This window comes from Lactobacillus sp. M44 (assembly GCF_058130005.1).
Map to the genome: position 1 here is coordinate 913977 of NZ_CM176707.1, position 26797 is coordinate 940773.

The following is a 26797-nucleotide window of genomic DNA, read 5'->3' on the forward strand; positions in this document are numbered from 1 at the left end:
ACTTTTAAAATTGAGAGTTTGATCCTGGCTCAGGACGAACGCTGGCGGCGTGCCTAATACATGCAAGTCGAGCGAGCCTGCCTATAGAAGTTCTTCGGAATGGAAATAGATACAGGCGAGCGGCGGATGGGTGAGTAACACGTGGGTAACCTGCCCTTCAGTCTGGGATACCTTTTGGAAACAGAAGCTAATACCGGATAAAAGCTTTAATCGCATGATTGAAGCTTAAAAGGCGGCGTAAGCTGTCGCTAAAGGATGGACCTGCGGAGCATTAGCTAGTTGGTAAGGTAACGGCTTACCAAGGCGATGATGCATAGCCGAGTTGAGAGACTGATCGGCCACATTGGGACTGAGACACGGCCCAAACTCCTACGGGAGGCAGCAGTAGGGAATCTTCCACAATGGACGCAAGTCTGATGGAGCAACGCCGCGTGAGTGAAGAAGGTTTTCGGATCGTAAAGCTCTGTTGTTGGTGAAGAAAGGTCAGGGGAGTAACTGCCCTTGACTTGACGGTAATCAACCAGAAAGTCACGGCTAACTACGTGCCAGCAGCCGCGGTAATACGTAGGTGGCAAGCGTTGTCCGGATTTATTGGGCGTAAAGCGAGCGCAGGCGGATTGATAAGTCTAATGTGAAAGCCTTCGGCTCAACCGAAGAATAGCATCGGAAACTGTCAATCTTGAGTGCAGAAGAGGAGAGTGGAACTCCATGTGTAGCGGTGGAATGCGTAGATATATGGAAGAACACCAGTGGCGAAGGCGGCTCTCTGGTCTGCAACTGACGCTGAGGCTCGAAAGCATGGGTAGCAAACAGGATTAGATACCCTGGTAGTCCATGCTGTAAACGATGAGTGCTAAGTGTTGGAAGGTTTCCACCTTTCAGTGCTGCAGCTAACGCATTAAGCACTCCGCCTGGGGAGTACGACCGCAAGGTTGAAACTCAAAGGAATTGACGGGGGCCCGCACAAGCGGTGGAGCATGTGGTTTAATTCGAAGCAACGCGAAGAACCTTACCAGGTCTTGACATCTAGTGTAAACCCAAGAGATTGGGCATTCCCTTCGGGGACACTAAGACAGGTGGTGCATGGCTGTCGTCAGCTCGTGTCGTGAGATGTTGGGTTAAGTCCCGCAACGAGCGCAACCCTTATTATTAGTTGCCAGCATTAAGTTGGGCACTCTAATGAGACTGCCGGTGACAAACCGGAGGAAGGCGGGGACGACGTCAAGTCATCATGCCCCTTATGACCTGGGCTACACACGTGCTACAATGGGCAGTACAACGAGAAGCGAACCTGTGAAGGTAAGCGGATCTCTGAAAGCTGTTCTCAGTTCGGACTGCAGGCTGCAACTCGCCTGCACGAAGCTGGAATCGCTAGTAATCGCGGATCAGCATGCCGCGGTGAATACGTTCCCGGGCCTTGTACACACCGCCCGTCACACCATGAGAGTCTGCAACACCCAAAGTCGGTGAGATAACCGCAAGGGATCAGCCGCCTAAGGTGGGGCAGATGATTGGGGTGAAGTCGTAACAAGGTAGCCGTAGGAGAACCTGCGGCTGGATCACCTCCTTTCTAAGGAAAAGGCAAAGGATATGGAGAGTAGCAATACTAAGAGAAGTATCCAAAGACCAGGAAGCACACTAAAGAAACTTTGTTTAGTTTTGAGAGTAGTAACTCTCAAGTTAGTACATTGAAAACTGAATAACAACGAAAAAAACCGAGACAATCAAAGAGAAAAGACCGAGAGCGTAAATAGAGAGCGATCGAACGAAAAAGTTAGGTCAAGTAGAAAAGGGCGCACGGTGAATGCCTAGGCACTATAAGGCGAAGAAGGACGTGACGAACCACGAAAGGCTTCGGAGAGCAGTAAGTAAGCTAAGACCCGGAGATATCCGAATGGGGGAACCCAGTGCAGAGATGCATTATTTATCAGTGAATACATAGCTGATAAAGGCGAGACGCAGTGAACTGAAACATCTAAGTAGCTGCAGGAAGAGAAAGAAAGATCGATTTTCTTAGTAGCGGCGAGCGAACAGGAAAGAGCCTAAACCATAGGATTTATTTTATGGGGTTGTAGGAAATACGATAAAGCATAAGAGCAGAGATAGACGAATTATCTGGGAAGGTAAGTCAAAGAAGGTGAGAACCCTGTAGTCGAAATCGAAGCGAAGTGTGAGTATTCTCCTGAGTAGGTCGGGACACGAGGAATCCCGATTGAAGCGACGAGGACCATCTCGTAAGGCTAAATACTCGATAGTGACCGATAGTGAACCAGTACCGTGAGGGAAAGGTGAAAAGAACCCCGGAAGGGGAGTGAAAGAGAACCTGAAACCGTGTGCCTACAAATAGTCAAAGCACATTAAAGTGTAATGGCGTGCCTTTTGTAGAATGAACCGGCGAGTTACGTTAATTAGCAAGGTTAAGTCAGAAAAGACGGAGCCGTAGCGAAAGCGAGTCTGAAAAGGGCGCAATAAGTTAGTTGACGTAGACCCGAAACCAAGTGACCTACCCATGTCCAGGCTGAAGGCCAGGTAAAACTGGCTGGAGGGCCGAACCCACGTAAGTTAAAAATTGCGGGGATGAGGTGTGGGTAGCGGTGAAATTCCAAACGAACTTGGAGATAGCTGGTTCTCTCCGAAATAGCTTTAGGGCTAGCCTCGTGAGAAAGGATAATGGAGGTAGAGCTCTGTTTGGACTAGGGGCCCGTCAGGGGTTACTGAATCCAGATAAACTACGAATGCCAGATATCCATACACGGGAGTCAGACTGCGAGTGATAAGATCCGTAGTCGAAAGGGAAACAGCCCAGATCACCAGTTAAGGTCCCAAAATCTATGCTAAGTGGAAAAGGATGTGGAGTTGCGCAGACAACTAGGACGTTGGCTCAGAAGCAGCAATCATTCAAAGAGTGCGTAATAGCTCACTAGTCGAGTGACGCCGCGCCGAAAATTTACCGGGGCTAAGCATAGTACCGAAACTGTGGATGTACTTGAAAAAGTATGTGGTAGGAGAGCGTTCTAATAGCGGAGAAGTCAGACCGAGAGGACTGGTGGAGCAATTAGAAGTGAGAATGCCGGTATGAGTAGCGAAAGACAGGTGAGAATCCTGTCCACCGCAAGACTAAGGTTTCCTGGGGCAGGCTCGTCCGCCCAGGGTAAGTCGGGGCCTAAGGTAAGGCTGAGAAGCGTAGCCGATGGATAACAGGTAGAGATTCCTGTACTAATACTAATCGTTAATAGCGATGGAGGGACGCAGGAGGCAAGTAACGCATGGAGCTGGAATCCATGTGCAAGCAGTAAGGATAAAGATGAGTAAAATGCTTATTTTTAGGAAGTCTGAGCTGTGACGCGGAGCGAAATTAAAGTAGCGAAGGTTATGTAGTCACACTGCCAAGAAAAGCTTCTAGCAAGAGAGGTATTACCCGTACCGCAAACCGACACAGGTAGTCGAGGAGAGTATCCTCAGGTGAGCGAGAGAACTCTCGTTAAGGAACTCGGCAAAATAGCCCCGTAACTTCGGAAGAAGGGGCGCTGATCGAAAGATCAGCCGCAGTGAAGAGGCCCAAGCAACTGTTTATCAAAAACACAGGTTTCTGCAAAATCGTAAGATGACGTATAGGAGCTGACACCTGCCCGGTGCTGGAAGGTTAAGAGGAACGCTTAGCGCAAGCGAAGGCGCGAATTGAAGCCCCAGTAAACGGCGGCCGTAACTATAACGGTCCTAAGGTAGCGAAATTCCTTGTCGGGTAAGTTCCGACCTGCACGAAAGGTGTAATGATTTGGGCACTGTCTCAACGAGAGACTCGGTGAAATTATAATACCCGTGAAGATGCGGGTTACCCGCGACAGGACGGAAAGACCCCATGGAGCTTTACTGTAGCTTGATATTGGGTAACTGTAAAAGATGTACAGGATAGGTAGGAGCCAGAGAAAGCAGGACGCTAGTCTTGCTGGAGGCGCTGGTGGGATACTACCCTTGTTTTACGGTTGCCCTAACCTAGGTTGAAAATCGCAATCAGGGACAGTGTCAGGCAGGCAGTTTGACTGGGGCGGTCGCCTCCTAAAAAGTAACGGAGGCGCCCAAAGGTTCTCTCAGAATGGTTGGAAATCATTCATAGAGTGTAAAGGCACAAGAGAGCTTGACTGCGAGAGAGACAACTCGAGCAGGTAGGAAACTAGGGCTTAGTGATCTGGTGGTACTGCATGGAAAGGCCATCACTCAACGGATAAAAGCTACCCTGGGGATAACAGGCTTATCTCCCCCAAGAGTTCACATCGACGGGGAGGTTTGGCACCTCGATGTCGGCTCGTCGCATCCTGGGGCTGAAGTCGGTCCCAAGGGTTGGGCTGTTCGCCCATTAAAGCGGCACGCGAGCTGGGTTCAGAACGTCGTGAGACAGTTCGGTCCCTATCCGTCGTGGGCGTAGGAAATTTGAGAGGAGCTGTCCTTAGTACGAGAGGACCGGGATGGACACACCGCTGGTGTACCAGTTGTCATGCCAATGGCACCGCTGGGTAGCTAAGTGTGGACGGGATAAGCGCTGAAAGCATCTAAGTGCGAAGCCCCCCTCGAGATGAGATTTCCTTTGTGTAAAGCAATAAGACACCTCTAAGACTAAGAGGTAGATAGGCTGGAAGTGGAAGGATAGTGATATCTGGAGCAGACCAGTACTAATCAGTCGAGAACTTGACCAAAGAGATTGTAAGGTAAGGAAGTTGTTATTCAGTTTTGAGTGTAAGAGCTCAAAAAGAGGAAGAAAAGTGCGGTGGCGCTAGCAAGAAGGAAACACCCGTAACCATGCCGAACACGGAAGTAAAGCTTCTTAACGCCGAGAGTAGTTGGTGGGAAACTGCCTGCGAGGGTAGGTAGCTGCCGTGCTTTTTTTTAATAATCCGGTTTAGCTCAGCTGGTAGAGCGCTTGACTGTTAATCAAGATGTCGTCAGTTCGAACCTGGCAACCGGAGTTATTATATATTATGGAATGTTGTCCGAGTGGCTTAAGGAGCATGATTGGAAATCATGTATATGGGCTTATACCTGTATCGAGAGTTCAAATCTCTCACATTCCGCTATGTGATATGCAATTAAGTGTTACGTGCTTAGTGGTTTTTCATTTTATATAATGCTCTAGGTTTTCATATCAGGTGATAATAAAAAGTTTAAAAAAGTGTTGACACTAAAAATCCTTTTAGGTAAACTAATTATTGTCGTTAAACGTATTATGACCCGTTGGTCAAGTGGTTAAGACACCGCCCTTTCACGGCGGTAACATGAGTTCAAATCTCGTACGGGTCACTTTTGGAGGATTAGCTCAGCTGGGAGAGCATCTGCCTTACAAGCAGGAGGTCACAGGTTCGAGCCCTGTATCCTCCATAACATAGAAGACTACCAGTGATGGTAGTCTTTTTTGTTAATATTTAAATTATTTATGGCTGTTCCGAAAGGATTCGATAATTCGAAGATGCCTTGTAACCGTCTAGGGGGACTAATATGGAAAAACGTTTATTTACTTCTGAATCAGTATCAGAAGGGCATCCAGATAAAGTTGCTGATCAAATATCTGATGCAATTTTAGATGCTATTTTGGCAAAAGATCCAAATGGTCGAGTAGCATGTGAGACTATTGTTACTACTGGTATGGTATTTGTCTTTGGCGAAATATCTACTTCTGCATATGTTGACATTCAAAAGGTTGTTAGAAAGACAATTTTAGATATCGGCTATGATCGACCAGAACTTGGTTTTGATGGTAATAATTGTGCTGTTTTAGTTGATATTGATGAACAATCACAAGATATTGCTGCAGGTGTTGATAATTCACTTGAAGTTCGTGATGATCAAAAAGACCAAGATCAATTGGATAAAATTGGTGCTGGTGATCAAGGATTAATGTTTGGTTTTGCGATCAAAGAAACACCTGAATTGATGCCTTTACCAATTGCATTAGCTCATGCATTAATGCGACGAGTTGCTAAATTGCGCAAAGATGGTACATTATCTTGGCTACGTCCAGATGCAAAAGCTCAAGTAACTGTTGAATATGATGAAAAGGGAAAACCAAAGAGAGTTGATACCGTTGTGATTTCAACACAAACTGACGCAGATGTATCAAATGAGGAAATTCGTCGTGCAATGATTGATTTGGTAATTAAAGAAATTATACCTTCAAAATATTTGGATGATAAAACTAAGATTTTAATTAATCCATCTGGACGTTTTGTTATTGGAGGTCCTAAAGGAGATTCTGGTCTAACAGGACGTAAAATAATTGTGGATACTTATGGTGGTTATGCACGTCATGGTGGTGGTGCATTTTCAGGTAAAGATCCTACAAAAGTTGATCGTAGCGCAAGCTATGCAGCACGCTATATTGCTAAAAATATTGTAGCTGCTAACTTAGCATATCGTTGCGAGGTACAATTAGCTTATGCAATTGGTGTTGCGCATCCAGTGTCAATTATGATCGATACTGATAATACTGGTGTGGTGAGCGATGAATTATTAGTGAAAGCTGTAAGACAAATTTTTGATTTACGTCCTGCGGGAATTATTAAGATGCTGGATTTAAGACGACCAATTTATCGTCAAACGGCAGCTTATGGACATTTTGGCAGAGCTGATATTGATTTACCTTGGGAAAAAACCGATAAGGTTGAGCAATTATTAGATTATGTTGCCAAAGTTAAGGGACAAGATGAATAAAAAATTAAAGAAAACTAATGTGTCAGTGGTAACACTGGCCATTTTTATGACTACATTTATGACAGCAATTGAAGGAACGATTGTGTCAACTGCAATGCCGACAATTATATCTGATTTGAATGGATTAGATATAATGAGCTGGGTTGTATCTGCATTTTTATTGATGACAGCAGTTTCGACACCAATTTATGGAAAATTAGCTGATAGTTGGGGTCGCAAGCCAGTATTTTTATTTGGAATAATAATTTTTGTAGTTGGATCATCTTTATGTGGATTATCTCAAAATATGTTACAATTGATTATTTTCAGAGTCATTCAAGGATTAGGATCAGGTGCAATTCAACCAGTCGCAATTACTGTGTTGGCGGATTTATATACCCTTGACAAAAGATCAAAAATGTTGGGATTAAACAACAGCTTTTGGGGTGTTGCGTCAATCATTGCGCCGTTATTAGGTGGTTTTATCGTCCAAAAATTGTCCTGGCATTGGGTATTTTATTTAAATGTTCCTATTGGAATATTAGCTGCTATAATGATTTTATTTTGGCTAGTTGAACCAAGAAAACGCAAACCTTCAAAATTAGACTTAAAAGGAACTGTTTTATTAGTTGTCTTTTTAGTGTCATTAATGGTCTTGCTGCAAAATATTGGTGGAAATATTGCGATTGATCTTTCGTTGATTTTTTTAATAATAGTTAGCTTCTATCTCTTCATAAAGGTTGAGCATCATGTTGATGACCCAATTTTGCCATTAGATATGTTGAAAGATCATGAATTTATTGCTGAAAATGCGATTACTCTATTAGTTTTTGGTGTAGTAATTGGATTTGAATTTTACTTACCAACTTGGATGCAAGGCATTAACGGGGCAAGTCCTTCGCTTGCAGGATTCGCTGTAACGCCAAGTTCATTGATGTGGATTGCAGGTTCATTTTTGGTGGGTACCATTTTAACAAGATATGGTATTCAAAAAGTTATAACAAGTTCACTTATATTGCTTTTACTTGCTGATATTGCATTGCTAGCAGTTCCTATATATACTCCATTTTGGGTATTTTGTGTGATCGCTGCGGTGAACGGAGCTGGATTTGGAACGATTATCACATCAGCGCAGATCAGAAGCCAAATTGTTGTAAGTAAAAATAATATTGGGGTTGCTACTTCATTTAATACCTTGATGAAATATTTGGGGCAAACAATGTTAGTTTCAATTTTTGGTATTGTATTTAATATGTCTGTTGCAAAAGGTTTAAAAGCTAATCCTAAATTAACTGAAAACATGATGAATAAAATCGTTAATAGCCAGAACTTACATAAATTACCTAGTGCATTAGTTCCAGGATTAAGACAAGTATTACATTCTGCATTGCAATCAATTTATGTTGTATCACTAGTTGCTATAATTTTGTCGTTCATTATTAACTATACATATAAAGCAAAAAAGCTTGATCAATAGCGATCAAGCTTTTTATGTAGTATCAAATACCAAAATATTATAAAAAATATACCTTCTAAAAATCCTCCTAAAACATCTGAAGGATAATGAACATGCAAATAAATTCGACTAATTCCAATTAAGATTGTATTTAACGCCAAAATAATGATTAAAGCCCATCTTATTGGCCTATTTTTGACTAACAAATAAATAATCACGCTTAAAACTAACGCCATTGACATACTACCAACCGAGTGTCCAGATGGAAATGAATAACCTTCTGCATAAACTAGATGGGGAACACTAGGACGTGGTCTTTTAACTAGGATTTTTATCAAATCATTGCACCAGTTAGCACTAGCCATAGACAACACGGTAAATAATGTAAACCAATATTTTTTGAAAATTAACAAAATTAATGTCAAGATGATTGATAGTGCAATTGTAGTATTAGTATTAGCTAGTCTAGTGAATTGTCTGAAAAAAGCTATTTCTGCAATATTTTTATTAGTAATAATAGTAATAAATGTTGAATCAAACTTTTGAATAAGAAATGTATGATTAATTACTAACGTCATCCAAATTAAAAATATAAGCAGAGCAGAAATATCAACTAATTGTAAAATTTTTATTATCTTATCTTTGTTCATAGTATATTTATCTTTATCTTTCAGTTCTTATGTGGTAAATTATAAACATAAATTTATTAAGAAATTAGAGATAGGAGTAGTAAGATTTATTTAAGTTTTTAGAGAAGGTTTCATAATGCTGCAAGAACCTAACTTAAAAAGTCTGAACTTACCTATAACAAACTCTAACTAGTTTAGCATCACTATAGGATGCTTTGAGGGTTGCAATTCTGCAAAACTTAGGTGGTACCGCGAGATAGATCGTCCTATGATTTTTCATAGGGCTTTTTTTATTAATTAGAATTAAGGAGTTTATTGTATATATGTACAATCATAAAGTTGTCGAAAAGAAATGGCAAAAATATTGGGCTGAACATGATACTTTTAAAACAGGGACTGATCCTAAAAAGAAAAATTATTATGCTTTAGATATGTTCCCATATCCATCAGGAAAAGGCTTGCACGTAGGACATCCGGAAGGATACACTGCAACTGATATTATTGCTAGAATGAAGCGTGCACAAGGTTATAATGTGTTACATCCAATGGGGTGGGATGCATTTGGGTTACCAGCTGAACAATATGCAATCAAGACTGGAAACGATCCTGCAACCTTTACTGACAAAAATATTGCAACATTTAAAAAACAAATTAACATGTTGGGCTTTTCTTATGATTGGGATCGCGAGATCAAAACTTCTGATCCTAAATATTATAAATGGACTCAATGGATTTTTGAACAAATGTACAAAATGGGTCTTGCTTATGAAGCAGAAGTCCCAGTTAACTGGTCACCTGATCTAGGAACTGTTGTTGCTAATGAAGAAGTTATCGATGGTAAAACTGAGCGTGGTGGATTTCCAGTATACCGTCGTCCAATGCGCCAATGGATGTTGAAAATCACTGCATATGCAGATAGATTATTAGATGACTTAGATGACTTAGATTGGCCAGAACCAGTTAAAGAAATGCAAAGAAATTGGATTGGTCGCTCAATTGGGGCACAAGTGACTTTTGATGTACAAGCAACTGATTATAAATTCAATGTCTTTACAACTCGCCCTGATACCTTGTTTGGCGTTAGTTATGTTGTATTAGCTCCAGAACATGAATTGGTATCAAAAATCACTACTAGTGACCATCAAGCAGACGTTGATGCATATTTGAAAGCAATAGCTTCTAAGTCTGATCTAGAGCGAACTGATTTGAATAAAGATAAGACTGGCGTATTCACTGGCTCATATGCTATTAACCCAGTAAATGGGCAAGCTGTGCCAATTTGGATTTCTGATTATGTTTTAGCAAGTTATGGTACTGGTGCGGTTATGGCGGTTCCCGCCCATGATGAGCGTGATTATGAATTTGCCAAAAAATTCCATCTACCAGTTAAGCGTGTAATTGAAGGTGGAAACTTAGAAAAAAATGCTTATATAGAAGATGGGAAGCATATTAATTCTGAATTTTTGGATGGATTAAATGTTGAACAAGCAAAAAAGAAGATGGTTGAATGGTTAACTGACCATAAAGTTGGTGCTAAAAAAGTTAACTATAAATTGCGTGACTGGCTCTTTTCACGTCAACGCTACTGGGGTGAACCAATTCCTATTATTCATTGGGAAGATGGAGAAACTACATTAGTTCCAGAAGACCAATTGCCACTAACTTTGCCAAAAACTAATAATATCAAGCCTTCTGGTACTCCAGAAAGCCCACTTGCAAATGTAACTGATTGGGTAAATGTAGTTGATAAAAATGGCCGCAAAGGTAAGCGTGAAACGAACACTATGCCTCAATGGGCAGGATCTTCTTGGTATTATTTACGCTATGTTGACCCACACAATAATGAAAAATTAGCTGATTATGATTTATTAAAACAATGGTTACCAGTTGATTTATACATAGGTGGTGCAGAACATGCTGTGCTTCACTTGCTTTATGCAAGATTTTGGCACAAGGTGTTATATGACTTGGGAGTAGTTCCAACTAAAGAACCATTCCAGCGCTTATTTAACCAAGGCTTGATTTTAAAAGATCATGAAAAAATGTCTAAATCAAAAGGTAATGTGGTAAACCCAGATGAAGTTGTTGCAGAATATGGTGCAGATAGTATGCGTATGTATGAAATGTTCATGGGACCATTAGATGCATCAATTGACTGGAATGATAACGGTCCTGCATCAACTAAGAAGTTCTTAGATCGTGTATGGCGATTGTTTGTAAATGATCTAGATTTAAAGGCAATTCCTGCAGACAAGATTGTTAAGGAAAATGATGGCAGGTTAGATAAGATCTACAATCAAACTGTCAAAAAAGTTACAGAAGACTTTGATGAGTTGCACTTCAATACTGCAATTTCTCAAATGATGGTCTTTGTTAATGAAGCTCAAAAAGCTAATACGATTCCAATGGAATATGCTGAAGGTTTTGTACAATTGATGGCTCCAATTGCACCACACATGATGGAAGAAATCTGGCAAATCCTGGGTCACAATAAGACAATTTCTTACGAACCATGGCCAAAATATGATCCAGCTAAGTTAATAGAAGCTAATGTAGAAGTCATGGTTCAAGTTAATGGTAAGTTGCGTGGTAAATTTATTGCAGCAAAAGATGCAGCAAAAGATGAGTTACAAAAACAAGCTTTAGCCAATGAACACGTTGAAAAATTCTTAAAAGGTAAAGAAATTAAAAAGGTAATTGTTATACCTAACAAAATAGTTAATATTGTAGCAAAATAATAAATATGAGAGAAAATAATTCACAACATCATGATTCACGCGCTCAATTGTTGCGCGGGTCAGCATGGATGACATTTGGTTCTATTGCCTCACGTATTTTGGGTGCAATATACATAATTCCGTGGTATGCCTGGATGGGCTCATATGGAAATTTAGCCAATTCACTAACTGCAAAAAGCTACAATATTTATAGCTTATTTATCATAATTTCAACTGCTGGAATTCCTGGTGCTATAGCCAAACAAATCGCCAAATATAACGCTATGAATGAATATGAAGTTGGGCGAAGGCTTTTTCATAAAGGCCTTGGCTTAATGATGGTATTTGGGTTGGTATCTGCGATTGTTATGTTCGGGGCGGCTTATTGGCTAGCTAGTGGTAACATGCAGGAAGTCCCAGTTATTAGAAGCTTGGCTTATGCAGTTTTAATAATTCCGATCTTAAGTATCCTGCGAGGATATTTCCAGGGCTATAATGATATGAAGCCGAGTGCGATATCGCAATTTATTGAACAGCTCGCCCGAGTAGTATGGATGTTGCTAACTGCATATGTTATTATGCAAGTCCAGCATGGCAACTATGTAAAAGCAGTTATCCAGTCGAACTTAGCTGCAGCAGTGGGTGCAGTATTTGGAATTTTATTACTAATATATTATTATCAAAAACAAAAAAGGGTTGTAGATCCATTAGTTGCCAATTCTAATAAGGCAATTGATGTTTCAACGACTGATTTAGTTAAAGAAATTATCCAACAAGCTATTCCATTTATCATTATTGATTCAGGAATTACCTTATATCAATTGTTTGACCAGTATACATTTCATCCAATGATCGCACATGTAGTGCATAACGTGTCATATACACAAATTGAAGAATGGTATGCCTTGTTTGGATTAAATGCTAATAAATTAATCATGATCATTGTCTCATTGTCAACTGCTATGGCGGTTACTGCGATCCCATTATTATCTGGGGCACATGCTAGACATGATTATAAAGACATTGCAAAACAAGTTGAAAATACATTAGAGCTGTTTTTATTTGTAATGATTCCTGCATCACTTGGGATGGCTGGGATTGCAGTGCCGATTTATACTGTGTTTTACCGCTATGATGTATTAGGTAGCAGCGTATTATATGTAGCTTCATTTACTGCAATTACGTTAGGGCTATTTACCGTTTTAATGGCAGTGTTGCAGGGCTTGTCTGAAAATGGTTTAGCAATTAGATATTTAGTTGTAAGTTTAATCATTAAGGCAGTATTGCAGTATCCTATGATTTATTTATTCAAGATTTATGGACCACTGCTTTCAACGACTGTAGCATTATTAGTAATAATTTTATTATCATTAAAGCATTTAGAAGTGAAGTTCCACTTTAATTTAAGAAAGACCACTCGTAGGTTTATGGGAATTTTGTTTTTATCAATGATAATGTTTATTGCAGTTGTCTTGATTGTAAAATTCGGTGGAATTGTGTTAACACCTGAGCGTCGCTGGACTGCATTAGCATTAGTAATTGTTGCTGTAGCAGTTGGGGGATTCATTTATGCGATTATGACAATTAGGTTAGGAATTGCTCAAAGAATCCTAGGCAACAAAATAGAATCCTTGGCTAGAAAATTACATATACGAATATAAATAAAAGAACGTTTCGATTTTGGAACGTTCTTTTTGTTCAATAGTTTTAATTGATTAAATTAGCCTAAACTACTTATGTTTACCAAATTTTTTATATAATTTTAGGTCAAGAAATAATCCAATTAAAAGCAAAATAAAGAATATTATAGTAAATGGTACTCTAATAATCACTAAAGCCCAGTAAGTATTCCACTCCAGTAAAGCCCAATTTATATCTTGATAAATTTTGTTGTTAGAATGGGAATTGTTATAATTATTTAATCTATCAGCCCATGTTTTTGTGCGATCTGAAATGATATTTCCATAGCTATACTTATAAGGGATGCCACTGGAAATCCAGCACTTGCTACATAATAATTCCTCCGTCGCAAAATTAGTCACCTCTTACAATTAAATTATAATATGTTGGCTAATATTTTAATTTAATTGATCATCTGTGTATTGAGCTTTTGTGATCAATATCTAATAAAACCAAAATCAATTGAAATGCTGTATTGGATATGTTAGGCTTAAACTACATTGCTTATATAATGTCACAATATGGATGACGAGTTTCTACCCAAAACCGTAAATTTTGGACTATAGGTAAATTAAGATGTTAGTTAAATTAACGGGCTTATTTACTTCACTGTAATAAGTCTGTTTTGTTTTAGGAGGATTTAAGGTGCAATTATTAGAAGATAGAATTCGACAAGATGGATTGATTTTGCCAGGAAATGTGTTAAAGGTGAATAGCTTTTTGAACCATCAAATTGATCCTGAATTGATGTATGAAGTGGGACAAGAGTTCGCAAGATTATTTAAAGAAAAAAAGATTAACAAAATCCTGACTGTAGAAGCTTCAGGAATTGCACCATCAATTATGGCTGGTCTTATTATGAAAGTTCCAGTTGTCTTTGCCAGAAAAGTTAAGCCTACCACTATGAATGATGAAACTTATACTGCTGAAGTTTATTCTTACACTAAAAAAGTTACCAATACAATTTCAGTTGATAAAAAATTCTTGAATAAAGAAGATCATGTCTTAATTATTGATGACTTTTTGGCAAATGGACAAGCTGTTAAAGGGATGCTTGAATTATGTAAACAAGCTGGCGCACAAGTTGAAGGGGTTGGAATTGTAATTGAAAAATCCTTCCAAAATGGTGCTCAATGGATCAAAGACCAAGGCATTCAACTAGAATCACTTGCAAGAATAGAATCATTTGAAGATGGACATGTTAACTTTGTTAAAGATTAATTGATATTTTTCATAGGTAAGGACATTATGAATAATCAAACTCCTAAAAAAGTAAAACAATCACAAGCTGTGATCTTAGGATTGCAACACTTACTAGCAATGTATTCAGGAGCAGTTGCAGTTCCATTATTAATTGGATCGGCGCTGCATTTTACTAGTGAACAAATGACATATCTAGTTTCAGTTGATATTTTTATGTGCGGTCTTGCGACGTTTTTACAATTAACTAGAAACAAATACTTTGGTATTGGATTGCCTGTAGTATTAGGTTCTGCATTTCAAGCAGTAGAGCCTTTAAAGATGATAGGTAAGCAATTCACTATTGGAACTATGTATGGAGCCATTATTATTGCAGGGATCTTTGTATTTTTAGTAGCAGGCTATTTTTCTAAGATCAAAAAACTGTTCCCACCAGTAGTAACAGGAACGCTGATTACAGTTATTGGGTTGACTTTGATACCAGTCGCTATGCAAAATATTGGTGGAGGAAATACATTAGATAAAAGCTTTGGTAGTGTAAGTAATGTTGCACTAGGATTTTTGACTATCGCAATTATTTTAGTGATTCAAGTGTTTACTAAAGGATTCATTAGATCAATTGCGGTATTAATTGGCTTAATTGTTGGTAGTGTGATTGCTGCAATCATGGGTAAGATTTCTCTAACTCCAATCAATGAAGCTAGCTGGTTCAGATTCCCACAACCATTTTATTTTGGAGTACCACACTTTGAGTGGTCATCATCAATTACTATGATCATCATCGCCTTAACTACAATGGTTGAATCAACTGGAGTGTATTTTGCCTTAGGTGATATTTTACACAAAAAGATCGGTGAAAAAGACTTAAAATTAGGTTATCGCGCAGAAGGTATTGCATATATCCTAGGTGGAGTGTTCAACACCTTTCCATATACAACTTTTTCTCAGAATGTCGGATTATTAGAACTAACTGGAATTAAAACTAAAAAGCCAATTTATTGGTCAGCAGTTTTATTAATGTTACTAGGATTATTGCCAAAAGCTGGAGCTTTAGTTACTATGATCCCAACTCCAGTATTAGGCGGAGCAATGCTAGTGATGTTTGCAATGATTAGTGTACAAGGGATGAGATTGTTGAGCAATGTTGACTTTGAAGACCAAAGAAACTTCTTAGTAGTCGCAATTTCAATAGGCTTGGGATTAGGGGTTTCAGTATACCCACAGATTTTCCAAGGTTTACCTAAGTCGATTCAATTGTTTTTAGCAAATGGAATAGTTGTAGCAAGTATCTCATCAGTACTATTGAATGTCTTATTCAAAGGCAAAGCTGGCTTTGCTGAAGATGTAAAACAAGTTAGTCCAGAAGTAAAAGACGTCGAAGATATTAAAGAATTGGAATAAATATTTGCATCTCCAAAATTTTTAGTGTAACTTATTAAAAGTAAGTAAAAACCAAGGAGATCACTTTATGGATTCACAATATTTAAAATTAATGGAAAAACGTCGCTCAATTTATAACTTGGGCAGAAATGTACAGCTGCAACCAGATACTATTGCTGATATTATTAAACAGGCAGTTAGACTATCACCTTCTGCATTTGATAGCCAAAGTGTACGCGTAGTTACATTATTTGGCGATAATTCAGATAAGTTATGGGATATTACAAGAGATGTATTGCGCCCAGTCGTCAATAATGATGAAGCATTCAAGTCAACTGAAGCAAAGCTTGATTCATTCAAGCAAGGTGTTGGTACAAACTTATTATTCACAGATGTAAATGTTGTAGCCAATTTAAAAGAGAAGTTTCCATTATTTGCTGATAACTTCCAAGATTGGTCAGAACAAGCTATTGGTGGCAGCCAACAAGCAATCTGGACTGCACTTGCTGAACAAAATATTGGTTCTTCATTGCAACACTATAATCCTTTAATTGATGAAAAAATTGCACAAGAATATGATATTCCTGATAATTGGAAGTTGCGTGCACAAATGCCATTTGGGTCAATTGAAAAGAGACCTGAGACTGAAAAGACATTCATTGATGAAAATGAACAATTCAAATTGTATAAATAAAACATTGATAAATCACATCTTGTAGTAAGGTGTGATTTTTTTGTAAAGATAAACTATTCGTTATTTAATTGAACCATAATTCACTAGATGTGGTAATATTTAGATGTAAACGATTTTAGAAATAATTTATACAAAGATAAGTAATAAGTTATATTAGCTTAGGGCGTAGATTTGTTAAAAAGGTGTCAGTATTAGGTTAAATGTTCCATTTAATAATGCTTGATATCTTATTTTGTATAAATATTAAAATCCAAAATTTTTATCCGAGGTAGATATCATGAAAAAGCTATCAAGAAAAAATAAATTAGGTATTGAACAAAGCATGGCAGAAGAGCGGCAACGTTATTCATTCAGAAAACTTAATTCTGGTATTTTAGTTTCTGCTGCAATAGGTGCATTTTTATTCTTTGGTGCAGGGACTGCGCAAGCTGCAACTCCAGATAGTGCACAAAGTAATTCAAATTCTGCAACACTAGCACCAACTGATGCGATGCAGCAGAGTCCACAAAATAACTCCCAACAAAAACAAGTTACATTGCCTAGTGCTGGGCAAAATACTGCAAAGCAAAACCTTTCCACCACCCCAGTAGCAAACACAAGTTCTAATGACACACAAAAAGTTAACACTGAAGTGCCTGAACCTGTATCAAACAATAATTTGCAAAATAGTGAATCAAAGCAATTAGCTACTAAATTTGCTGCAGCAACTACTAATATGGCAGCTACTCCAACAGCTGATACCCCAAAAGCAACTCTTTCAACTGGAACCAGTATAACTATTAACCAATCAACTATTGGAGCAATTAACGGTTCAGGTGATTTGGTTATTACATTGAATGTACCAAATTATCAGGCGGGAACAAAAGTAACTTTGGCTGTACCTAATGGGTATTATTATGGCCCTGATGGGAGTCAGAATTTACCAACTGGTACAGGGACGACGATTATTAATCCTAGTCTGACTACTAATCCTGGTCCATGGACAATTACTAATACTTACACCTCTGCTTCGAATGGTGGTGGAGGTACTACTCAGTCATTTGTATTTAAAAGATATAACAACTATATTGGACAAACAACTATTCCGATGAATCAGATTGGATTAGTCGACAAGATAGTAACATTAACTCAAACAGATCCTGGGCAAAAATCTGAATCTATCCCATTGACCTTTCAGCAATACACTATGCCTCAAATGGATCCAAGTATGAAACTTAGCCGTCCAATTGGTACATCAATGACAACACCATTAACTCCAAATACAACTTATATGTATGAAGTTGATGTAAATGAAACTACGGGGGTAGATTATGGTTTAAGTGATGCAAGTAAGCAGGTTAATAATGCAGTTAACTCTGGCACCACTATTACTATTCCTGTACCAGAAGGTTTTTTATTAAATCAATCATTAACTAGCCAACTTAACGGTTTCACTGATCAAACTACCATTAGTCAATCGGACGGCGCAGGATCAGATATTATTATTAATGTGCCAAAAGGTAGTGGTAGTCAAAATTATGAAAATAAACTAGGTTATCAATTAGCAGGACAGTATAACTTGCCAACTCCGCAAACAGATACTACTTATACTGCAAAAGGTCAAATAACAGTTGATCAACAAGTGCAATATGCTGATGGAACAATGCACCAATTAACTGGTACAATTGCTCCATGGTCAGTAGTAATTCAAGGTGATTCTACTATTCCAAGTAAAGTTCCTGCACTGGACATTAATGGCATAGGGTATTCTGGAAAAGGAACTGGTACTTTGAGAACTAATGCGGATCCTACTAAGCCACTATTAACATTTGATATTGACAATCCAAGTGTTCTAAATGTAACTAATGGGCAAGTAATTTTCACCATTCCTGATGGACTAGGAATTAACAAAATTACCACGCCTGTTAGTGCAACTAATTTACCAGGGACTACTAGTTATCAATGGCAAGCAACGTTGACTAATGGCCGAACTGTTAGTGGAACTGCTAATGCAGGGGATGCGATTACGACTGATTCTGCAATTAAAACTTTAATAATAAATCCTAACTTATTAGAACCAGGTGCCACTACTATAGGGAATAGTTTTAAATTTTATGGAACAGTAGATAAAACATTGGCTAATGGAACCACATTAACTGCAACAGGTAAAACTCAATATGCAGTCCTTGGGACGACATACTTTAAAACTGTAGAAGTTAGTCAAACTATAAGTCAAGCAACAGCTGGCGAAAATACTTTTTTCTGGAAAAATCAAACTCTACCAGGTTCTCAAGCTGGTTACATGTCAGTATTTTCAACATTTGGAGATCCCAACTCTAATCAAATTTATGAACCAATCTTTTATTATGTAATTCCTGAAGGTTTTTCTTATAATATGGCAAAGGGACTAGTAAATCCAAATGGGACTCAACCAGGTAATATTAGTTCTAATCCAATAACACCAAAAGTATCTACGTTTGAAGTCAATAGTCAAGAAGTTGTTAAATTAGACTACACAGGTACGGGCTATAACTTTATGACTGGTGGTAATAGTAACAACCAAGTTTATTTAAACATTTCTTCATTAGCTACACCTGGCACTAATTATCGTGCAGCAATTTATGTGGTTAGTCCAACCACTAAAATGACCAATCAAGCAGCTACAACTGACCCTAACTTCAATCCAGCGTACACCCAAGGTCAAACTGCAGATGCTTACTTAGTGGGAAGCGGTAACTACACTGTTTCAACAGCTCAAGTTGTTAGTGTGGGATCGGCTGCTCAAGGCAATTTGAATGCAGTACCTGAAATAAAGGGTTCATCTGATGATAAAGGTAGTCCTGCAATGAGTTTTCAAACTCGTGTGCAAAATGCCAGCAATACTGCAATGAATGATGGAACCTTAGTAATCAATGTTGATCAAGGTGGCACTGATTTCCAACTTACAGGTTCAATTACTGGGTTATCTGCAGATACAACAGTTACTTATTCAACAACTGCTCAAAAAGCACCAAGTTCAATGACAGGTGCACAACCTGATCTAACAAGTTATGTTAGTGCAGATCAAGTTAAAGATTGGAGTGCAATTAAGTCTATTGCGATTCATTTAGGCACAATTGCAGCTAATAATTATTCACCAATAATTACCTTGAATGGTACTGATCCAACAGTTACTCAAGACGCAGGTAAAACTGTCGGTATTGTGACACAAATGTACACCACTAACTTAGCTCCGTTAATTGGTAAAACTACTGATAATGCCCAAATCGCTGTTAGTGGTAAGTCAACTGTCACTTCACAATATAGTTATGTTGATGATCAGGGTAAGACTCAAATTATTGCAATTCCTGATTTAAGTTATACCTATAATGACAATAAAGACACTGCGTTAACTGTGACTCAAGCAAAGAGTAATTTAACAGCGGCTGATAAAGCATTAATCCCAGCAGGGTATGTTTTAGGCAGTGTACAATTATTGCCACCTGCAACTAAGAGTTGGCAAACAGATGCTCCAATTGGTACTCCTGAATTTGGTCAAAAAGTACAATACTTTTATAACAACGCAGTTGTCCAATATAACTTAGTTAAGGTATATTCAACTGACGCACAAACTAAAGACGTAACGCGGACAATCGATTATATTGATCAGACTACTGGTCAAACAATGCCAAATTCTTTAGCTAAAACAGTTACTCAAACTGCAACTGTAACTCAATATGAAGTTAAAGATAGCACTGGTAAAGTAATTGGTTATAACACCACAGGCACCTGGGCTAATGGAGTATACACTCCAAGTAAAGATGCTAATGGCCAAATAAAAGTTGATACAACTGACGCAAATGCAAGCTGGTTGGCTAATGGTAGTAAATGGGATCAAGTAACTAATCCTAACTTAAGTAGTCACGGCTATAACGGTCCATTTACTGATGATAGTAAAACTGCAAATCCAAGCGTGGCAGAAAACATTAAGCCAACAGCAGATGAGACTGTAAAAGTTTACTACACAGAAAATATTGTTGAGGTAAGTAAGCCTGTAACTACAACTGATACAATTCCTGGAACAGATACGCATTTTGCCCAAAATATTACAGACAGTGATTTATCTAGGACAATCACGCGGACAATTAATGTTTATGATCAAACTGGCAAGCTTGTAAATATTGTGCCACAAACAGTAACCTTCACTAGAAGTGCCCAAGTTAATGCAGTCACTGGTGCAATTACTAGATATACTGATTGGTCAAGTACTAATAGTAATTTTGATGCATATAAGCCAACTGTAACTGCTGATCAAGGTATTCAGTCAATTACAGATAGTAAAGGATCTGATTACACCAATGTATTAAAAGATACTAATGGTAAAGTAGCTGGAGTTGGTGAAGTAGCCGTTCCAAATACTGACACAAGTGCAAATGATGAAACTGTGAATATCTATTTAAATCAAGCTAAGACTTTTACAGGTACTGAAACGATCACATACAACACTTATGATAAAGATGGTAAATTAGTTGGCACTCCAACCACAGAAACTCATAATTCAACTGTTTCAGGGACTGAGTATTATAATCCAGCAACAGGTAAAGTCGAATATACATTTGATAATCCAACTGCAACTTACCAAAGTGTAAATGTTGCGCCTAAAACTGGTTATTATGCTTCGACAAATACAATACCTGAAGTATCAAAGACAATTACTAACGCTAACCCACAAGATAGTGATTTGGATAATATTGCGACAGTTGATTACAAGCCTATGGGTCAAGTAATTCAAGTTGATCAAAATGGTTATCAAATCCCAGGAACAACACCAGTTACTTATAATAATGATCCAGGCGTTCCAACAAAAGCTGGTGCAACTACTATTCCAGATGCACCAACTGGTTGGGTACCGGTAACTCCAGTCCAAACTTCAGTTACTCCTACTGATCCAGGTACTGATACCAAAGTAGTGTATGAGCCATTGAATACAGTAGTTCCCAATATTGAAACTGTAACTAGAACAATTAATTATGTTGATAAAACAACTGGTCAACCAATGCCAAGTAGTGTAGCTCCAGCAGTTACACAAAACGTAACTTTGACTCAATACGAAGTTAAAGATAGCACTGGTAAAGTAATTGGTTATAACACCACAGGAACATGGACTAATGGCGTCTACACTCCAAGTAAAGAAGCAAATGGTCAAATCAAAGTTGATACTACTAATGCTGCTGATTCTTGGATGAATTCTGATGGTAGTAAATGGGATCAAGTAACTAACCCAGATTTAAGTAGTCAAGGTTATGTTGGACCAACTGATAATTCAGACACTAGTGATCCAACAATTGCAGAAGTTACACCAACAACTTCTACTAAAAATACAACTGAAACAGTTTACTACACTGAAAAAACTGTCACAGTAACGTCAGATGAACCAAAAACTCAAAGTGATACAATTGATGGAACTAATGTTAAATACCCAACAGGAGTTGGTGAAACTGATTTAAATAAGACAATCACTAGAACTGTTACAATTGTTAACCCAGATGGTACAAAGACCACAACTCCGCAAACCTTTAAATTTACAAGAAGCGCTACAGTCAATGCAGTAACTGGTAAAGTCACATATGGATCTTGGAATGAAACAAGTCACAATTTTGATAGTGTAACTGTGCCAACGATTACAGGGTATACTCCAAGTAGAGATGTGCCAGTCATTACTGTGACGCCAGATAGTAAAGATAGTGATGTTATAATCACATACGCAGCTAATGATCAATCGGCTACAATCACTTATATTGACGATTCAACTGGGAAAACAATTACAAGTGAATCTGCTAGTGGTAAATTTGGTCAACCAATTTCATTTACTACAAGTTCAACTGATGAAATTAAAACTTTAGTAGGTGAAGGCTATGAATTAGTCTCAAATAACTTTACTGGTCAAAACTACCAAGCAGATAATGCAAATAATAATTTTGAAGTACACTTGAAGCATAACCTTACATCAAGTACTAACCATAAGACTGTATCTAGAACAGTTACAATTTATATGCCAGATGGATCTATGAGATCACTAGGAACTCAAGATGCCAAGTTCACTCAAAATGTGACAACAGATGATGTAACTCATGAGGTTACAACTGGTGATTGGATCCCAGATGGTAATGTTAACTGGGATGCAGTCGATATGCCTAACTTACCTGGTTATACAGTAGATAATATTGTTGGTGATATTAAGCCAATGATTGCTACACCTGATACAGGAGATATTACAGTTAAGATTTATCTTGCAAAAGCTGTAACATATAAAGGTATTGAAACCATTACGTTTAACACACATGATCAAGATGGTAATGTAACTACAACTACCGATACTTCTCATCATGTAACTGTATCTGGAACTGAGACTTTTGATCCAACGACTAATAAGACAGTTTATACATTTAATACGCCAAGTGGAACTTATTCAAGTGTGAAAGTACCTGTCAAAGACGGTTACTATGCTTCAACAAGTCAAGTACCAGAAGTTTCAAAGACAATTAATAGTGCTGATCCACAAAATAGTGATTTGAATACTAGTGCAATAGTTGACTATTACCCAATGGGTCATGTAATTCAAGTTGATCAAGACGGTAATCCAATCCCAGGAACCACTCCAATTACTTACGCACCTGATCCAAATGATCCAACTAAGGCTGGTGAAACTACGGTAACTACGCCAACAGACTGGGTACCAGTAAAACCAAATCAAACTTCAGTTACACCAACTAATCCAGGTGAAAATACGACCATCACTTATAAGCATGGTACTAAACCTGAAGCACCAGAAACTAAGACAGTAACTAGAACCATTAATGTAACCGATCCAGTAACTGGTAAAGTAACAACAACAACTCAAACGGCTAACTTCACTAGGACTGTAACTAAAGATTTGGTAACAGGTAATTTGACATATGGTGCTTGGAACACTGATCAAAAGTGGAATTCGTTTACAACTCCAACAATTGCTGGATACACACCAAGTCAAACAACTGTCGCAGAAACACCAGTTACAGCTAATGACACCAATCAAACAGTTAATATTGATTACACTGCAGATAAGCAAACAACTACGATTCAATATGTTGATGATGATGAAGATGGTAAACAAGTTGGCGATATTGTTACTTTAACTGGTACAACTGGTGAAAAAGTTAATACTAATATCACAGTTCCAAATAATTATGAGTTAGCGACAAATCCAAGGGATTTACCAAAGACAATTACATTCACTGCAAATGGTTATCCAAAAATTGTGGTTCATTTGATCCACAAGACTGAAACAGTTACTCAAAGTCAAGAGATTACGCAAACTATCTACTATGTAATGAATGATAAAACTGAAGCTTCTGCAGATAATGTTCAAACTCTCACAGTTACTAGAACAGGAATCAAAGATTTAGTAACTGGTCAAATAAATTGGACTTCATCACCTAGTCAGACATTTAATGATGTAACTTCTCCAACAATTCCTGGCTACATACCAGATCAAATAATAGTTAAGGGATTTACTGTAAGTTATGGTGATGTCAATGTTGAAGTAAGAGTAATTTATATTCCAGTTTCTTCAAATCCTGGTGAAAATGGTCATGGACATGAAGGCGAGACTACTCCAAATAAACCTGGACAAAAGCCAGTTGTTCCAACAACTCCAAATAAGCCAAGTCAAAAGCCAAATTTATTTAATGGATCTAATATTACAAACTCTAGTTCAAATGATAAATTGGCTAACAAAGCTAATGTATCTAATGCAAAGGCTGGCAATCAAAGTATGAAAGCTAGTGCTAATAAAGCTAAGAACGCAACCCTTCCTCAAACAGGTCAAAAACAAATTGCAAGTGGTTTGTTAGGATTGTTATTAGCAGGAGTCGGATTAGCAGGATTATTTATTGATAGAAAACGTAAAGACATAAATAGATGAAGAAATTCGTAAATATATGAACTAGCTTAACTTGTTAAATTACAAATATTTTTAAATAAAAATATTTGTATACCAAAAAGGACACTTCTTATCAGAAATGTCCTTTTTATCTATCTTTAACTATTGTTTCCAAGCTGCATTGAATTTTTGATTACCTTGTTCAATTGCAGTATTCCAATTAGATCCTTTTTTAGCTAAAGCTAAGATAGTTTGCATGTTAGCTTTAACCTGGTCATATGCAGGAGTTGCATTCTTAGTTACAGGAACAAAGTATAGATTCTTCGAAGTTTTAGCTAATTGAGCTGGAACCTTGCTATCGGATTCAGTATAAGCTTTAGAAACTAAGGCTTGATCGTTTACTGGGAAGTATCCAGTATTTTTACCCCAAGTAATTTGAGATTGTTTAGAAACTAAGAATTTGATGAATTTGAAGGCTGCTGCTTTTTGCATTGCAGTGGCATTATTGAACATATAAATATCAGTACCTTGTTGAATGTTGTATTCAGAAGGACGAGGGGCAACGTCATAGTTGAATTTTTTGCTCATCCCTGACTTGATATATGAATCATTAGCACAACTTCCAACAAACATTGCTAATTTTTGTGCAGCAAATGGATATGACAAGTATTTTTGTGTACCAGCAGTTTGGAAATATCCAGCCTTTACACCATCAGCATAATAGTCAATGACTTGTTTTGAATCTTTTCCTGAAAAGTTGATATTCTTAGTAAAGTTAATGCCCTTGTCTTTCATTGCTAACATATAATAATTATTCAATGAATCAAAGCCAGCACCGACAACTTTATGATCACTCTTTTCATAAATTGTTTGGGCGGCTTTTTTCATCTCTTGCATATTGGTTGGAACTTTTACCCCATATTTGTCAAATAAATCTTTATTATAAAATAGTACTTCAACTGATTTATTAAATGGTACACCATATTGAGTGCCTCTAATTTTTGCACCATCCCATAAAGATTGTTTGATGTTACTTTGTTCTAAACTGCCCCAACCAATGTCTTTATTATCAATATATGGTGTCATATTGACTAATAGTTTGTTTTTGGCAGCGCTATATAACCATCCTGGATAAGAAGTAGAGATTGTAGGTAAGTTCTTTGGTGATTGCATAGTAGAAGTTAATTTAGCTTGCAGATCGCTATAATTTCCTCCTTGGCTTTCTAATTTAACCTTGATTTTTGGATTTTCTTTTTCAAACTCCTCAGTTAATTTAGTTAATGTTGATTTGGAATGGCCAATTAATGAATGCCAGAAAACAATTTTAGTTGCTTTGGTAATTTTAGTTGGTATTTTTTCACTATCAGCACTTTTGTTTGAATTGCTAGTACATGCACTTAGTCCAAAAACCGCTAACGACAATGCAGCAATGGCTACAATTTTTTTTAATTTCATAGTTCCATGATCCTCCATTGAAATATAAAAATGCTATGAAAATAGTGCTTTCACACTGGTTAGATTGTAGCATATTTGTTAACTATAATCATCAAAAAAATAAAATTGTTCGATATTGACATAGAAACTAACAGCATCTTAAAATTAAAGTATGTGTTATAAGAACTTTGTAAAATAAATATAGGAGAAAAATATATGAATAATGATCCATTAGTTTATCAATATGCTATCGGCCATCAAAAGCCTTATGACTATGATTTTGGTGTTAATCAAAAGAGACCTTGTCCATTTTGCGATGTAAAGCATTTAATCGACATCTATGAACAAGATGGAGATAAAATCTGGCTTAAAAATCGCTATCCTACGCTATTAGATACGATGCAGACAATTTTAATTGAGTCTAGTGATCATAAAGGAGATATTTCAACATATACAAAAGAAGATAATCGTGAATTAATGCAATTCGCACTTGGATGTTTTCATAGTATGATTGACTCAAATAAATATAAAAGTGTTTTATGGTATAAAAATTTTGGTCCAAAATCAGATGGTTCACTCCAACATCCCCATATGCAACTAGTTGGGCTGTATAAAAATGATGGATATAAATATATTCAAACAAATAATTTTACAGGTTATTTAGTAGGGAAAATCAATGATGTAGAAGTTAATTTATCTGACCATCCAGTCCATGGGTATCAAGAAGTTAATATAATTACTTGGGAAAATAAAGATTTAAATACTTGGGCAGATTTAATTCAGCGTGGTACTCAATATGTTCGCTCGGTTTTGTCACATGGGGTAGATTCTTATAACTTATTTTTCTATCCAGTAAATAATGGAATAGGAACTTGTTGCAAGATAATCCCCCGCTTTTATGCTTCACCATATTTTGTTGGTTATAAATTATCGCAAGTAGATGATGAGCAAACTTTATTATGGGAGGCAAGTCGTCTGCGTGGTTTTATGACAGGATTTTCATTTGTTGACGATTGATCATAATTTCACAAATATCCCTAAATTAGATAA

11 protein-coding genes, 4 tRNA genes, 3 rRNA genes and 2 riboswitches are annotated in these 26797 nt (G+C 37.5%); of the genes, 16 read left to right on the forward strand and 2 right to left on the reverse strand.

What is annotated here, in order from left to right; genetic code table 11:
* The first annotated feature begins 6 nt into the window (after positions 1 to 6).
* The 9 genes from AC38BG_RS04530 to AC38BG_RS04570 all read left to right on the forward strand — a co-directional run bounded on the left by AC38BG_RS04530 (position 7) and on the right by AC38BG_RS04570 (position 8155).
* Positions 7 to 1570 (forward strand): 16S ribosomal RNA (locus tag AC38BG_RS04530).
* Positions 1571 to 1777: 207 nt separating this feature from the next.
* Positions 1778 to 4691, forward strand: a 23S ribosomal RNA gene (locus AC38BG_RS04535).
* A 67-nt stretch (positions 4692 to 4758) separates the two neighbouring features.
* Positions 4759 to 4875: ribosomal RNA gene (rrf, locus tag AC38BG_RS04540) — 5S ribosomal RNA — on the forward strand.
* Together the 16S, 23S and 5S rRNA genes with 4 tRNA genes alongside form the textbook arrangement of a ribosomal RNA operon.
* Positions 4876 to 4888: 13 nt before the next feature.
* Positions 4889 to 4961, forward strand: a tRNA-Asn gene (locus AC38BG_RS04545).
* A gap of 14 nt (positions 4962 to 4975) precedes the next feature.
* Positions 4976 to 5066 (forward strand) — tRNA-Ser (locus tag AC38BG_RS04550).
* A 154-nt stretch (positions 5067 to 5220) separates the two neighbouring features.
* Positions 5221 to 5292 (forward strand) — tRNA-Glu (locus AC38BG_RS04555).
* 5 nt (positions 5293 to 5297) lie between these two features.
* Positions 5298 to 5370, forward strand: a tRNA-Val gene (locus tag AC38BG_RS04560).
* A 48-nt stretch (positions 5371 to 5418) separates the two neighbouring features.
* Positions 5419 to 5490: riboswitch (SMK box riboswitch) on the forward strand.
* The gene (gene metK, locus AC38BG_RS04565) at positions 5488 to 6699 is read left to right on the forward strand and encodes a methionine adenosyltransferase (RefSeq protein WP_489936684.1); all 1212 of its coding nucleotides are present in this window, start codon (positions 5488 to 5490) and stop codon (positions 6697 to 6699) included. (Overlaps the previous riboswitch by 3 nt.)
* A complete protein-coding gene (locus tag AC38BG_RS04570) occupies positions 6692 to 8155 on the forward strand; it encodes an MDR family MFS transporter (protein WP_489936685.1) in 1464 nt (487 codons plus the stop codon). The genes metK and AC38BG_RS04570 overlap by 8 nt, the downstream gene beginning before the upstream one ends.
* Here the strand turns inward: AC38BG_RS04570 and AC38BG_RS04575 are convergent.
* A complete protein-coding gene (locus tag AC38BG_RS04575) occupies positions 8149 to 8784 on the reverse strand; it encodes a phosphatase PAP2 family protein (RefSeq protein WP_489936686.1) in 636 nt (211 codons plus the stop codon). The two genes, AC38BG_RS04570 and AC38BG_RS04575, sit on opposite strands and share 7 nt — an antisense overlap.
* Positions 8785 to 9086: 302 nt before the next feature.
* Between AC38BG_RS04575 and leuS the strand changes: the two genes are divergently transcribed.
* The 6 genes from leuS to AC38BG_RS04605 all read left to right on the forward strand — a co-directional run bounded on the left by leuS (position 9087) and on the right by AC38BG_RS04605 (position 24355).
* A complete protein-coding gene (leuS, locus tag AC38BG_RS04580) occupies positions 9087 to 11501 on the forward strand; it encodes a leucine--tRNA ligase (protein ID WP_489936687.1) in 2415 nt (804 codons plus the stop codon).
* A 5-nt stretch (positions 11502 to 11506) separates the two neighbouring features.
* A complete protein-coding gene (locus tag AC38BG_RS04585) occupies positions 11507 to 13141 on the forward strand; it encodes a putative polysaccharide biosynthesis protein (protein WP_489936688.1) in 1635 nt (544 codons plus the stop codon).
* 503 nt (positions 13142 to 13644) lie between these two features.
* Positions 13645 to 13743, forward strand: a riboswitch (purine riboswitch).
* A gap of 62 nt (positions 13744 to 13805) precedes the next feature.
* A complete protein-coding gene (locus tag AC38BG_RS04590) occupies positions 13806 to 14381 on the forward strand; it encodes a xanthine phosphoribosyltransferase (RefSeq protein ID WP_489936689.1) in 576 nt (191 codons plus the stop codon).
* 27 nt (positions 14382 to 14408) lie between these two features.
* Positions 14409 to 15761: a nucleobase:cation symporter-2 family protein gene (locus AC38BG_RS04595; protein WP_489936690.1), complete on the forward strand. Its 1353-nt coding sequence runs from the start codon at positions 14409 to 14411 to the stop codon at positions 15759 to 15761.
* Between the two features lie 67 nt (positions 15762 to 15828).
* Positions 15829 to 16434 (forward strand): nitroreductase family protein, encoded by a 606-nt coding sequence (locus AC38BG_RS04600; RefSeq protein ID WP_489936691.1) that lies wholly within the window; start codon positions 15829 to 15831, stop codon positions 16432 to 16434.
* A gap of 277 nt (positions 16435 to 16711) precedes the next feature.
* Positions 16712 to 24355, forward strand: a complete 7644-nt coding sequence (locus tag AC38BG_RS04605) for a mucin-binding protein (RefSeq protein ID WP_489936692.1) — start codon at positions 16712 to 16714, stop codon at positions 24353 to 24355.
* A gap of 120 nt (positions 24356 to 24475) precedes the next feature.
* Here the strand turns inward: AC38BG_RS04605 and AC38BG_RS04610 are convergent, their stop codons facing one another.
* A complete protein-coding gene (locus tag AC38BG_RS04610; protein WP_489936693.1) occupies positions 24476 to 25768 on the reverse strand; it encodes an extracellular solute-binding protein in 1293 nt (430 codons plus the stop codon).
* Between the two features lie 195 nt (positions 25769 to 25963).
* Here AC38BG_RS04610 and AC38BG_RS04615 point away from each other — a divergent pair, with 195 nt between their 5' ends.
* On the forward strand, positions 25964 to 26764 hold the full coding sequence (locus AC38BG_RS04615) for a DUF4931 domain-containing protein (protein WP_489936694.1): 801 nt from the start codon (positions 25964 to 25966) through the stop codon (positions 26762 to 26764).
* Positions 26765 to 26797 lie beyond the last annotated feature (33 nt).